Below are 13,516 nucleotides of genomic sequence, written 5' to 3' on the forward strand. Positions count from 1 at the left end.
GCCTTTACGTTTACTTTCGGCCCGCCGGGGATCTCGCCCGCCGGCCTCCACACCGGTTCCGGGCGTTCCTCAGTGCCCGGTTAAAGAAAGCAGAACCCATGGGAAGTGCATCACTCAGGAAGTCCCGAGTCCTGGCCCTGTCGCTGGCCGCCGTCGTTGGCACGATGACCCTCGCCGTCAGCCCGGTGCTCGCCGCCCCCGGCACCGGACCGGTCGCCTCGGAGACCGTCCCGGCTCCGGACGTCAACGCGGGCGAGGCGTACACACAGTTCATCGTGAGCTTCAAGAAGACCCCGGGGAACGCCACCCCCACCGGTCGCGCGAACGCCTGGGGCAAGGCGGCCCGGGAACAGGGGGTCAGCGTGAAGGAGCTGCGCGCCCTGGCCACCGGAGGAACCCTGATCGCCTCCGACGAGGCCCTCTCCGACCAGGCCGCCAGGGACTTCATGAACGGGATCGCCGCGTCCGGACAGGTCAACGCCGTCGAGCCCGATGCCCGCATGACGGCGGTGCTGACGCCCAACGACACGCGCTATGCCGAGCAGTGGGACTTCACCGCGGCGAACGGCATGCGCATTCCCGGCGCCTGGGATGTCTCCACCGGCTCCGGGTCCACCGTCGCCGTGATCGACACCGGCATCACGGCGCACCCGGACCTGGACAGCAACGTGCTGCCGGGCTACGACTTCGTCTCGGACGCCACAGCGGCCCGCGACGGGAACGGCCGGGACGCCAACGCCCAGGATCAGGGCGACTGGTACGCCGCCGGCGAATGCGGTCAGTCCGCGGCCTCCAACTCCTCCTGGCACGGCACCCACGTGGCCGGCACCGTTGCCGCCGTGACGGGCAACGCCACCGGCGTGGCCGGCGTGGCGCCCAACGCCAAGGTGGTCCCCGTCCGGGTCCTGGCCAAGTGCGGCGGGTCCCTGTCCGACATTGCCGACGCCATCATCTGGGCCTCCGGCGGCACCGTCTCCGGCGTCCCCGCCAACGCCAACCCGGCGAAGGTCATCAACATGAGCCTGGGCGGCTCCGGCGCCTGCGGCACCACCTACCAGGCCGCCATCAACGCCGCCGTGTCCCGGGGAACCACCGTGGTGGTGGCGGCCGGCAACAGCAACCAGGATGCGTCCGGCTTCCGCCCGTCCAACTGCGCCTCGGTGGTGACCGTCGCGGCCAGCAACCCGAGCGGCGCGCTGTCCTACTACTCCAACTACGGCGCCACGGTGGACCTCACGGCTCCCGGCGGCGACACCGGGGTCAGCGGCGGCGGCATCCTCTCCACGATCAACACAGGTACCACGACGCCGGGCGGCGCCGGTTACGCCGGCTACCAGGGCACCTCGATGGCGACCCCGCACGTCGCCGGCCTCGTGGCCCTGATGAAATCCAAGTCCCCCGCCCTCACTCCGGCCCAGGTCGAGTCCACCCTCCGGCAGGGCACCCGGGCCATGCCGGGCGGCTGCACCAAGGGTTGCGGCGCCGGCCTCTCCGATGCCACGGCCACCATGGGTTTGCTCGGCGGCACCACTGCGCCGCCGTCGGGAAACCTGCTGCTGAACCCCGGCTTCGAGAGCGGCCCGGCGTCCTGGACCTCGAACCGGACGGACACGTTTGAGACCGGAACGAACGCCCGCACCGGCAGCGGTTTCGCCGGCCTGAACGGCTGGGGGTCGTCGACGTCGTACACGCTCGACCAAGCTATCTCCATCCCGTCCTCCGTCACCGGTTCCACCTTGTCCTTCTACCTGAAGACCCTGACCGACGAGACCACCACCGGAACCGCCTATGACACGCTGAAGATCCAGGCCATCAGCAGCGGCGTCACCACCACCCTGGCCACCTACTCCAATCTGAACAAGTCCACCGGCTATGTGCTGAAGACCCTGGACCTGTCCTCCTTCAAAGGAAAGTCCGTCACGCTGCGCTTCCTTGGCGTGGAGGATTCCTCGCTCAAGACCTACTTCTTCGTGGACGACACCTCGGTGACCACCTCGTAGTACCACCGGGCGCCGCCAACAATGGGCATGTCCTCCCCGCCGGGAGGGCATGCCCATTCTTTGTGCCCCGGAGTGGGCATAGGGCAACTATGTCCACCGGACGTCGCCGGCGGAGGGCATGCCCATTCTTCGTGCCCGTCAGAGGCCTTCGGTCTCGTCCACGGTGAGCTGGGATTCGAACATCCGAAAGTAGCGGCCCCGCAGGGCCACCAGCTCCTTGTGGGTGCCCTGTTCCACGATCCGGCCGTCCTCGAGCATGTAGACGATATCGGCCTTCTCGATGGTGGCGAGGCGGTGGCTGATCGCGATGATGGTGCTGCTGCGGTCGGCGAAGAGGCGGGTGAAGATCCGGTGTTCCGCGAGGGCGTCGATGGCCGAGGTGGGCTCGTCCATGACCATAAAGGAGGCGTTCCGGTAGAAGTTCCGTGCCATCGCGAGCCGCTGCCACTGCCCGCCGGACAACCCGCTCCCCTTCCGCCCGCGGGGGTCTTCCATCCAGTTGCTGACGTGGTTGTCCAGGCCGTTGGGCAGTTTGTTGATGAACTCCAGGGCCTCCGCGTCAGCCGCCGCGCGGCGGATGCGCTCGTCGTCGCGCGGTGATTCGACGTCGCCGAAGAGAATATTCTCCGCGGCGGTGGCGAACTCATACTTCAGGAACTCCTGGCTGAGCACCGCCAGATGGCGGTGCCAGGACTTGACGTCGACGGCGGCGAGGTCGACGCCGTCGAGCAGCACCTGTCCGGAGTCCGGCCGGTAGAGCCCCGCGAGGATCCGGATCAGGGTGGACTTGCCGGCGCCGTTCTCCCCCACGATCGCAATGTGCTGGCCTTCGCGGATGGTCAGGGAGATGCCCTTGATGACCTCCAGTTCGCTGCCGGTGTAGGTGAACCGGATGTCGCGCAGCTCCACCGTGGTGGGTGCCTGCAGCAGGGGCGGTGCGTTGTCGGAGTGCACGGGCATCGCCATAAAGAGCTCGTAGTCCTTGAGGTTCGCGAGGTCCTCGTCGATGGAGCTCAGTGAGGAGACGAGGCTGTTGGCGGTGGACAGGGCGCGGCTGACGATCTGCTGGACGTAGAGGAACTGCCCCACGGGCTGCGCCCGGGCGATGATCTGCCCCACCACCCAGATCAGTGACACCACCTCCGCGCCGTACTGCAGGGCGTCCGCGGCGAGCTGTTTGGGAATGTAACGCTTCTGGAAATCGAGCCGCCTCCGTTCGTCCGCGTCGCGCAGCCGTGACCGCAGCCCCATCAGGTATCCGACGATTCCGTAGAGGCGCATCTCGGCGATGTGCTGGGGCCGCAGGAGGTTGGTTTCGATCATCCGCCGCTGCCTGCGCGAATCGATCTGGGTGTTCCAGTGCGCGATCTGCTCGCGGGAGAGCTTGAACTGCAGGTACACGCTGGGCACAATCGCCACGAGGACGATCACCGCGATCCACCAGCTGACCAGCATGAGGGCGCCGACCGCGAGGATGACCGAAACCAGCTGGGTGAAGATGGCGGCGATCCGGTCCAGGACGCGGGCGTAGGAATCGGAGAAGCGCTTGGCCCTGTCGTACAGGTCCACCGTCTCTTTGTCGTCGTAGCGCCAGAATTCGAGGGCCAGGAACCGCTCGTACATCAGGTCGCCCACGATCGCGCCCACCTTGAAGCTCATGAGCTGCTGGATGTACCGGTCCACACTGCTGAACGCGCCCCAGAACAAACCCAGCGCCGCGGTGATGATGACGTAGACAATCGCCTGCTGCCCCGCCGCGGCGTCACCCGCATAAGCGGCGGCGAGGGCCGTCGTCGTGAGGGCGGCGAAGTACGTGGTGACCAGCGGGAGCAGCGCCGAGATCAGCGACCCCAGGACCTTCATCACGACGGCGGCGGGCGAGGCCCGGAAGCTGACGCGCAGCACCTGTGCCACGGCCCGGGCGTAAGGCCTCAGAGCCAGTTTGCGCTTCGGCTCACGCGCGGGCAGGAGTTCAGACATGCCTCCAGCCTAATTGCGGGGGCCGCCAGCGGGCATACAGGTTTGCTGTCTCCCCGGCCGCTAGTACTTCTCTCCGTACTGGTATTCCGGGAAGTCGAAGCAGGCGCTGAAGCTACCGATCCGCAGGCTCTCCGGACCGTCCCATAGGGACACCAGCAACTGGGTGCCGTCTTCATGGAGAAGAACCACCCGACGATCCCCGTCCTTGTCCGTTCCATCCGTCGCGGACCAGCGTTCGCGGCCGCCGACGGAGTCTCGGACGTCGTCCAGGAACTCCGTTCGGTCGAGTCCCGGCCGCAGCTCGACCTCGCCGGCCCCCACCCACTTCTTTTGCTCGCCCCGGCAGGGCATCAGGCTGGACGTGTCGTTTTCGAACACCGAGACGACCGATTCGGCCGGCACCATTTCGATGATCCTGTGCTGCACAGCCAAGACCTTGGATTTGGCGGTATCCAACGTTATCGTTTCACCCCCGGGTGTTCCGGATCCGGCGCCGCAGCCTGACAAGCCAAAGCACAGGCTGACAGCAAGGGGCACACACCAAACCAAGGGACGGGCGAACCGCTGTCTCCCACCGCGCATGAATCTCCTGGAGTGAATGGTCGGCGGACCAGGAAATCCCTGGACCGCCGTTCTCACCCGACGCTACCGTGCACAGAAACGAGCAGGCCATGGGGAGAGCTCCCCATGGCCTGCGTGTCGCATATCAACGCGGGTTAGCGCGAACCGTAGTTCGGTGCCTCCACCGTCATCTGGATGTCGTGCGGGTGGGACTCCTTCAGCCCGGCCGGCGTGATCCGGACGAACTTGCCGCGGGCCTTGAGCTCCGGCACGGTCGGGGCGCCGGTGTAGAACATGGTCTGGCGGAGGCCGCCAACCAGCTGGTACGCCACCGAGGCCAGCGGGCCCCGGTACGCCACCCGGCCCTCGATGCCCTCCGGGATGAGCTTGTCGTCGCCGGAGACGTCGGCCTGGAAGTAGCGGTCCTTGGAGTAGGAGGTGTTCTTGCCACGGGTCTGCATGGCGCCGAGGGACCCCATCCCGCGGTACAGCTTGAACTGCTTGCCGTTGACGAAGATCAGATCGCCCGGGGACTCGTCGCAGCCGGCCAGCAGAGAGCCGAGCATTACGGTGTCCGCCCCGGCGACCAGGGCCTTACCGATGTCCCCCGAGTACTGCAGTCCGCCGTCGGCAATCAGCGGCACGCCGGCGGGAATGGCGGCCTTGGCGGATTCGTAGATCGCGGTGATCTGCGGGACGCCGACGCCGGCGACCACGCGGGTGGTGCAGATCGAGCCGGGACCCACGCCCACCTTGATGCCGTCGGCACCGGCGTCGATCAGCGCCTGGGCGCCTTCGCGGGTTGCCGCCTGGCCGCCGATGATGTCCACGTGCGCTGCCACGGGATCGGACTTCAGCCGGCGGATCATGTCGAGGACGCCCTGGGAGTGGCCGTTGGCGGTGTCGACGAAGAGGGCATCCACGCCGGCATCGATCAGGGCCATGGCCCGCTCCCAGCCGTCGCCGAAGAAGCCGATGGCCGCGCCCACCCGCAACCGGCCCTCGTCGTCCTTGGTGGCCAGCGGGTACTGCTCGGCCTTGGTGAAGTCCTTGGTGGTGATGAGGCCCTTGAGCCGGCCCTGCTCATCAACGAGCGGGAGCTTCTCGATCTTGTTGGTGGCCAGCTTGTGCGAGGCCTCCTCGCGGCTGATGCCGACGTGGCCCGTGACGAGGGGCATCTTGGTCATAACGTCGCTGACCAGGCGGAGCGGGAAGTCCGCTTCGGGGACGAAGCGGGTGTCGCGGTTGGTGACGATGCCCAGCAGCCGCATGCCCTCGTCCACCACCGGCAGGCCGGAAACCCGGTAGTGCGAGCAGATTTCGTCCAGCTCCGCCAGTGTGGCCTCGGGGCCGATGGTCAGCGGGTTGGTGATCATGCCGGATTCGCTGCGCTTGACCCGGTCCACCTGGTCCGCCTGGTCGGCGATGGAGAGGTTCCGGTGCACCACGCCGAGGCCGCCCTGGCGTGCCATGGCAATCGCCATCCGCGACTCGGTAACGGTGTCCATCGCCGCGGACAGCAGCGGCGTCTGGACCGAAATGCGCTTGGAGATCCGGGAGGAGGTGTCGGCCTCGGAGGGAATGACATCCGTGTGGCCGGGCAACAGCAGGACGTCGTCATACGTCAGTCCGATGAAGCCGAAGGGGTTGTGTTCGGGCTGGGTCATGAGTGCGCCTCTTACCTTGGTTACGGGGTCACGGGTAGGGATTGCAACAGATGACCAGCCCGTCATTACGGGCATGGCCTGTGCAGAAGTGTTGAATAAATACTAGAACCTTGGCGGCGATCCCCATATTCCGGGGCGGTAATGTGAGCAACGGCACCGGCCGGGGACGCCTTCGCGTCACTTCCAGCCGGTGGCCTTGAGCAGCCGCTTTTCGAACATGGGAATCATGGTCTGGACATACGTCTTCGTCAGATGGTTGTCGTCCTTGTAGACGTAGACATTCCCGACGACGGCCGGGCAGATCCCGTCGGCGCAGATGAAGTCGCTCAGGTCCATCAGGTGCAGCCCGGGCACCTTCCCCCGGTAGGCGTCCAGGGGCGAGGACCCGGCGAGTGACTCCTGCAGCGGCACGTTGCACTCCGCGGCGTCGGGCCCGTGCTTCTGGACGCACTCGGGCATGTTCAGGTGGAAACGCGGATTGTCGCGGATGCCCACCACTTCCATGCCCGCATCGGTGAACGGCTTGATGCCCTCGAGGTACTGGGGCACCTCGGTTTCGAACGGCGCCTCTTTGTGCGTCAGCGAGGCGACAGTGAAGACCGCGTCGGGTTTGTGGTCCAGGACGTACTGGGCGCTGGCCTTGTTGAAGGCGTTGCACTCGGCGTCGCGGTCCGGGGACTCCCCGCCGAAGCGGCAGTTGCCCTTCAGGAGGGCCACCACTTCCCAGCCGTGGCTGCGGGCGATCGGGCCAAGCGCCGCCATGTACTGCTGGGCGTGGGAGTCGCCGAGCACCACGATGCGCTTGGTGACCTTGTCGGGGCGGCTGTTCTGCAGGCAGCCCGCCAGAAGGGGGTCGCTGGGGACGTTGCCGTCCGTGCACAGCCCGTCAATGTCGGCCCATTCGTTCTTCATGGCCAGCGGAGCCGGGATGATCTTGGCCTCCGGCGTCGGCTTGCCGGCGTTTTCGGGCTTCAGGGCGGCGGCGCCGGGGGTCAGTTCCCTCGGCTGCGCGGCGGCGGCTGCCTCGTCCGCCATCATCTTGCTCTGCCACACGGACACCGGCCCGGCCAGGAGTGCGCCGCACGCCGCGATGACGACGGCGGTGCGCCAGGCGCGGCCCTGGGGCCAGTGCCATTCGCGCAGCGGCTTCTCCACGAAGCGGGTGGTCAGCACGGCCAGCACGATCGAGGCAGCGACAATCGCCAGACCCTGGATCAGGTTCGGGGCCGTGATGCCCGTCGCGGCGAGGGCCAGCACCAGCAGCGGCCAGTGCCAGAGGTACAGGGCGTAGGAGTTGTCCCCGAGCGCCACGAGCGGCTTCCAGGTCAGGAACCGGTCCACTCCGAAGCGGCTGCCGCTTTGCCCGGCCACGATGATGGCAGCCGCGGCCAGCGTCGGCCAGAGGGCGATGAAGCCGGGGAAGGACCGGTCCACGGTGAGCAGCAGGCCGCAGGAGAGCATCGCGGCGAGGCCGGTCCAGCCGAGGATGACCCGCAAGGTTTTTCCGGGGTTGAGGTGCGGCAGCGCGAGCGCCAGCAGCGACCCGAGAGCGAATTCCCAGAGCCGGGTACGGGTGTCGAAGTAGGCGTAGGCCTGGTTGGTGGCGGTCTGCTCGATGGAGAAAACCAAGGAGGCCACGAAGATCGCGCCGAACGCCGCGGCCAGCAGGGCGGCGTAGCTGACGTGCTCGTCCACCGCGGTCCAGCGGCGCAGGACGCGCTTCAGCAGGGCCGCGCCGGCAAACACCAGCGGCCAGAGCAGGAAGACCTGGCCCTGGATGGACAGCGACCAGAAGTGCTGCAGCGGGCTGGCGCCTGAATGGTCCTGCGCGTAATAGTCGACGGCGGTGTCCGCCAGGAGCCAGTTCTGCCGGTACAGCAGCGAGGCCCAGGCCTGGTCCAGCACGTCCGGCCAGCGGCTTTGGGGCAGGATCAGCCGGGTGCCGGCAAGGACACCGAGGATCACCACCACGACGGCGGGAAGCAGCCGCTTGAGCAGGTGGAGCCAGTGGCTGGCCAGGCGCAGGGGTTTGCCGGCCTCCACCTTGCGGGCGAAGCTGAGCGTCATGAGGAACGCGGAGATGAGCAGGAAGATGTCGACGCCGCCGGAGACCCGGCCGAGCCACACATGGTAGGTCACCACCATCAGGACCGCGAGGGCGCGCAGGCCCTGGACCTCGGGACGGTAGCTTGATTTCGCGCGCGCCTGGGAACCCGCGTCCGCTGCCCGCGGACTGGCTATGGTTCGCACGTTCGACACAAGAAGCCCCTTCAGGCCGGATTCCAAAGTCTTAATGTTACCGATCTGTGACTTGCCTGGCCAATCACGGCGGCGCCGGGACGGCTTCGCCGGCCTGGATCAAGAGCTCCGGAGGCTACCCTGTAACGAGTCTGAGGAGGCCGCATCGTGATCGCACAGCTGCGCATTTGTGTTCCGGAAACGTTGTCCGACGCCGTGATGGAATGTTCCACCGGCGAGCTTGGCGTTGCGGAAGTTTCCCGCCAGCAGGGTGCGTCCGTTGTTCCGCCGGGGGACGTCATCCACGTCCTGCTGGCGCGGGAGTCGGTGGAGCCCCTGGTGGAGAAGCTCCACGCCCTCGATGTCCAGGAACAGGGCTCGATTTCGGTCACGATGCCCGACCTTGTGCTCTCCGACCGGGCGGACAAGGCCACCGCGGAGGCGCCCGGCGAAGGTGCCGACGCCGTGATCTGGGATGAAGTGTCCCGGCAGACCGGCGAAGACTCCCGGCTGACCTGGAGCTTCCTGGCGTTCCTGGTCCTGGCAACGCAGCTCGTGGCGATCGGCATCGTCACCGACTCCACGATCCTGATCGTCGGCGCGATGGCTGTCGGCCCGGAGTTCGGCCCGCTGGCTGCGCTGGCCGTGGCTCTGGTGCAGCAGCAATGGAAGCTGGGACGCCGCGCGGCGCTGGCCCTCGGCGTCGGATTCCCGGTGGCGATGCTGGCGGCGGCCTTCACGGCGTGGCTCTCCGTGCCGCTGGGCCTGTTCCCTGCCGATGTCCTGGACCGGGGCTCTGCCGCGGATTTCATCTACCACCCGGGCCCGTACTCGCTGATTGTCGCTGTACTTGCCGGCATCGCCGGAATGCTGTCCGTCATCAGCCGGCGGTCCGCCGCCTTGACCGGCGTCTTTATCTCCGTGACCACGGTGCCCGCGGCCGGTTTCGTGGCTGTGGCGCTGGTGCTGGGAGAATTTGAGAAAGCGGCCGGTTCCGCCCTCCAACTGGCCCTGAACCTGCTGGGCATCGTGGCCGCGGCGGTTTCGGTCCTGATCTTCTACCGCCTCATCACCAAACGGCTGCCGGATGCCGCGGCGTCGCGCTTGAAGCGAATGGCGCTGCGGACCCAGCGCTGAGCCAGCCCGCTATTTCCAGCCCGTCGACTCAAAGAGCCGCTGGCCAAATATGGAGGACATCGAGGCGACGTAGCTTCGGCTCAGGTGGTTGTTGTCCTTGTAGACGTAGGTGTTGCCCACCACCCCGGGGCAGGTTTTCCCGTCGCAGATCAGATCCGTCATGTCCACGGCCGCCAGCCCCTGCACCCGGCCCTCCAGGGCGGCTAGGGGGCTCTTCGCGGCGAGCAGGTCGCGCTGGGCGCGAAGACAGTCCGGGCTCCCCGGACCTTTGTCCACGACGCATTCGGCAATGTTGAAGTTGAATCGCGGGTTGTCCCGGATGGCCACCACGTCAACAGCGCGCTCGTTCCAGTACGCTGCGGTGGCTTCAAGGCCCGGGGTGAGCCGTTCGGCAGGAGAGGAGGGCGCGGCCACGGTGCCCACCGTGATGATGGCATCAGGCGGATTGGCCGTCACCTCGTCCCGGACGGCCGCGTTGAACCGTTGGCAGTCGGAGCCGGTGCTTTCCGCCTGGACACTGAACCGGCAGCCGCCCTTGAGGAGCGAATACACCCGCCAGCCGTTCTGCTTGCCCACGGCATCAACGGCAGCGAGCCATTGCTGGGCATGTGAATCACCCAGCACGAGGACCGTTTTGGCGGCGTCCGCGGGCGCCTCGTTCTGGCCGCAGCTCCTGCGCAGCGTCACATTCACCGGCTCCAGGTCGTCGCTGCACGGCCCGCCCAGGGTGGCCCAGTCGTTGGGCAGCAGCGCGGGGATGGGCAACAGCGCGGTGTCGCTGTCGGCCCGGCTGACGAAACCGGGCAGCAGCGCCAAAGCGCCCGGGTTGTTCCGTTCCGCCTGCGCCAGGACGGCCTGGGCCTGGGAGTGCTGGCGCAGCTGAATCGCCGTCAGGGGCGCGGCAACCACGGCGATGCAGAGGGCGACGGCGAGTGCCGCGCGCCGCCGTCGGGCTTCCGGCCAAGCCCATGACCGCCACGGTCTCTCGACGAAACGGGTGGTGAGGAAGGCAAGCCCCAATGACACGGCAATGATGACGCTGCCCGAAAGCCAACCCGCCTGCTCTTTGCCGCTCCAGGCCAGGGCCAGCACCAGCACCGGCCAGTGCCACAGGTACAGGGCATAGGAGTTGTCCCCCAGTTTCACCAGCGGACCGGCGCTCAGAAGACGGTCCACTCCCCAGCGGCTCTGCGTCTGACCGGCCAGGATGACACAGCCGGCGGCCAGCGTGGGCCAAAGCGCCGCGAAGCCGGGGAAGGCCCCCTCCACGTCCAGGATGAAGCCGCAGCTGAGCATGGCCAGCACGCCGGCCCAACCGAGGAACACGCGCACCGGCCGGGACAGAAAGGCCAGGCCCGGCAGGAACAGCGCCAGGAGCGTGCCCAGCGCAAACTCCCAGAGACGCGAGCCGGTGTCAAAGTAGGCCTGAGTTTGGCTCGTGGCCGTGAAAAAGACAGAAAACGCCAGCGAGGCCAGGAAGATGCCGGCGAAAATATAGCTGAGAAGTGCCCGGTAGCGGAGCCTGTACCTGCGGGCCAGGAAGGCGGCGCCGGCGAAGATGAGCGGCCACAGGATGAAGACCTGCCCTTGGATGGACAAAGACCAGAAATGCTGCAGAGGACTGGCCGTTGCGTGGTCTGCCGCGTAGTAGTCGACGGCGTCAGCCTGCAGCACACGGTTTTCCACGTAAAACAGCGACGCCCAGCTTTGGGAGACCACGTCCGGAAAACTGGTCCGTGGCAGCAGCAGATAGCTGGCGGCCAGTGCGCTGAGAATGACGAGGGCCGCCGCCGGCAGGAGCCGCCGGAAGAGGTGGAGCCAGTGTTTGATCAGTGCCATCTGCGAGCCGCTCTCGTAGCGGCCCATGAACTGCAGAGTCATCAGGAACGCCGAGATCAGGAGAAAAACATCGACCCCGCCCGAGACCCGGCCAAACCAGATATGGTACGTGACCACCATCAGCACGGCGAGTGATCGCAGGCCCTGGATTTCCGGCCTGAACTTGGTGGCCCGGCGGGAACGGTGCCGCGCGCCCGTTTCGCGCGGCGAGACGAGCGTTCCCGCTCCAGACATACAAACCCCTTAAACAACGCAAGACAGCGGAAGCAACTATACAGCCCGGGAATTTTGTCCATGCAGCGGACAGCGGGACCGGACCCATCGCCGTCCAGCCCACGTCTGGCCGGCCCCGGCAATAAAAGGACCGGACCAGCTGACGCTGATCCGGTCCTTTCATTACGTGGAGTCCTTAGTGCTGGTGCCCCGCGTGCTCGTCTTCCTCAGCCGGCTTCTCGACCACGAGGGTTTCCGTGGTGAGAACCAGTGCCGCGATGGACGCCGCGTTGCGGAGGGCCGCACGCGTCACCTTCACCGGGTCAATAACGCCGGCAGCGATCAGGTCTTCGTATTCGCCGGTCTTGGCGTTGAAGCCCTGGTTGAGCGCCGACTCGGCCACCTTCGCCACGACGACGTAGCCGTCGAACCCGGCGTTCTGGGCGATCCAGCGCAGCGGCTGGGTCAGTGCCCGGCGGACGATGCCGACAGCCGCGGCCGCGTCACCTTCGAGTGCCTGGACGGCGGGGTCCTCGTCGAGCGCCTTGAGGGCGTGGATGAGGGCGGAGCCGCCGCCGGCCACGATGCCTTCTTCGAGGGCGGCGCGGGTGGAGGACACGGCATCTTCGATGCGGTGCTTCTTTTCCTTCAGCTCGACCTCGGTGGCTGCGCCAACCTTGATCACGCCGATGCCGCCGGCCAGCTTGGCCAGGCGTTCCTGCAGCTTTTCCTTGTCCCAGTCGGAGTCGGTGCGGGTCAGCTCGGCGCGCAGCTGGGAAACCCGGGCTGCGACGTCCTCTGCCGATCCGGCGCCGTCAACGATGGTGGTGTTGTCCTTGGTGACCGTGATGCGCCGGGCGGTGCCCAGCACCTCCAGGCCCACCGTGTCCAGGCTGAGGCCCAGTTCCGGGGAGACAACCTGTGCGCCCGTGAGGGTCGCGATGTCCTGCAGCATGGCCTTGCGGCGGTCGCCGAAGCCCGGGGCCTTGACGGCAACGACGTTCAGGGTGCCGCGGATACGGTTGACGATCAGCGTGGAGAGTGCCTCGCCGTCGACGTCCTCGGCGATGATGAAGAGCGGCTTGGAGCTCTGCAGCGCCTTTTCCAGCAGCGGCAGGAAGTCCTGGACGGAGGAGATCTTGCCCTGGTTGATGAGGATCAGTGCGTCCTCGAGGACTGCTTCCTGGCGTTCTGCGTCGGTGACGAAGTACGGGGACAGGTAGCCCTTGTCGAACTGCATGCCCTCGGTGAGGACCAGTTCGGTCTGCGTGGTGGAGGACTCCTCGATGGTGATCACACCATCCTTGCCGACCTTGCCGAATGCCTCGGCCAGGAGTTCGCCTACCTCGTCGCTCTGGGCGGAGATGGAGGCGACGTTGGCGACCTGGGTGCCTTCGACCGGGCGGGCGTTGTCGAGCAGGCGGGCGGCGACGGCCTCGACAGAGACCTCGATGCCGCGCTTGATCTGTCCCGGGGCGGCGCCGGCCGCAACGTTGCGGAGGCCTTCCTTGACCAGGGCCTGTGCCAGCACGGTGGCGGTGGTGGTGCCGTCCCCGGCAACATCGTTGGTCTTGGTGGCGACCTCCTTGGCAAGCTGCGCACCAAGGTTCTCGTACGGGTCGTCCAGTTCGACTTCACGGGCGATGGTGACGCCGTCGTTGGTGATCGTGGGTGCGCCCCACTTCTTGTCCAGCACGACGTTGCGGCCGCGCGGGCCAAGCGTCACCTTGACCGTGTTGGCGAGCTTATCGATGCCGGCTTCAAGCGACCGGCGGGCAGCGTCGTTAAACGCAAGCTGCTTTGCCATGGTTTTGTCCTTTCAAGACAGAACCCCGCGCAACTGACCCGTCAAAGAAGGATCGGCGGCGCGGGGTCCAAGAG

General features: G+C 66.9%; 8 protein-coding genes. 2 read left to right on the forward strand and 6 right to left on the reverse strand.

From position 1 onward, the window contains the following. Nucleotides 1–98 precede the first annotated feature (98 nt). Complete coding sequence (locus tag FS787_RS05020) at nucleotides 99–2,000, forward strand: S8 family peptidase (RefSeq protein ID WP_144671168.1); 1,902 nt, start codon at nucleotides 99–101, stop codon at nucleotides 1,998–2,000. A gap of 138 nt (nucleotides 2,001–2,138) precedes the next feature. On the opposite strand, the gene FS787_RS05025 is transcribed toward FS787_RS05020, so the two are convergent. From FS787_RS05025 to FS787_RS05040, 4 genes are all read right to left on the reverse strand, one after another. After that, nucleotides 2,139–3,980 (reverse strand): ABC transporter ATP-binding protein, encoded by a 1,842-nt coding sequence (locus tag FS787_RS05025; RefSeq protein ID WP_144671169.1) that lies wholly within the window; start codon nucleotides 3,978–3,980, stop codon nucleotides 2,139–2,141. A gap of 60 nt (nucleotides 3,981–4,040) precedes the next feature. Beyond that, nucleotides 4,041–4,406: a hypothetical protein gene (locus FS787_RS05030; protein ID WP_260982395.1), complete on the reverse strand. Its 366-nt coding sequence runs from the start codon at nucleotides 4,404–4,406 to the stop codon at nucleotides 4,041–4,043. Nucleotides 4,407–4,696: 290 nt separating this feature from the next. Next, the gene (guaB, locus tag FS787_RS05035) at nucleotides 4,697–6,208 is read right to left on the reverse strand and encodes an IMP dehydrogenase (RefSeq protein ID WP_144671170.1); all 1,512 of its coding nucleotides are present in this window, start codon (nucleotides 6,206–6,208) and stop codon (nucleotides 4,697–4,699) included. Nucleotides 6,209–6,385: 177 nt separating this feature from the next. Beyond that, nucleotides 6,386–8,458 (reverse strand): acyltransferase family protein, encoded by a 2,073-nt coding sequence (locus FS787_RS05040; RefSeq protein WP_395940326.1) that lies wholly within the window; start codon nucleotides 8,456–8,458, stop codon nucleotides 6,386–6,388. Between the two features lie 156 nt (nucleotides 8,459–8,614). Here FS787_RS05040 and FS787_RS05045 point away from each other — a divergent pair, with 156 nt between their 5' ends. Further along, nucleotides 8,615–9,583, forward strand: a complete 969-nt coding sequence (locus FS787_RS05045; protein ID WP_260982396.1) for a DUF389 domain-containing protein — start codon at nucleotides 8,615–8,617, stop codon at nucleotides 9,581–9,583. Between the two features lie 9 nt (nucleotides 9,584–9,592). Here the strand turns inward: FS787_RS05045 and FS787_RS05050 are convergent, their stop codons facing one another. After that, nucleotides 9,593–11,656, reverse strand: a complete 2,064-nt coding sequence (locus tag FS787_RS05050) for an acyltransferase family protein (RefSeq protein WP_144671171.1) — start codon at nucleotides 11,654–11,656, stop codon at nucleotides 9,593–9,595. A gap of 175 nt (nucleotides 11,657–11,831) precedes the next feature. After that, complete coding sequence (groL, locus tag FS787_RS05055; RefSeq protein WP_144671172.1) at nucleotides 11,832–13,442, reverse strand: chaperonin GroEL; 1,611 nt, start codon at nucleotides 13,440–13,442, stop codon at nucleotides 11,832–11,834. Between the last annotated feature and the right edge of the window lie 74 nt (nucleotides 13,443–13,516).

The sequence above is a fragment of the Arthrobacter sp. U41 genome (genome assembly GCF_007679325.1).
In the GTDB taxonomy this organism is placed as follows: domain Bacteria; phylum Actinomycetota; class Actinomycetes; order Actinomycetales; family Micrococcaceae; genus Arthrobacter.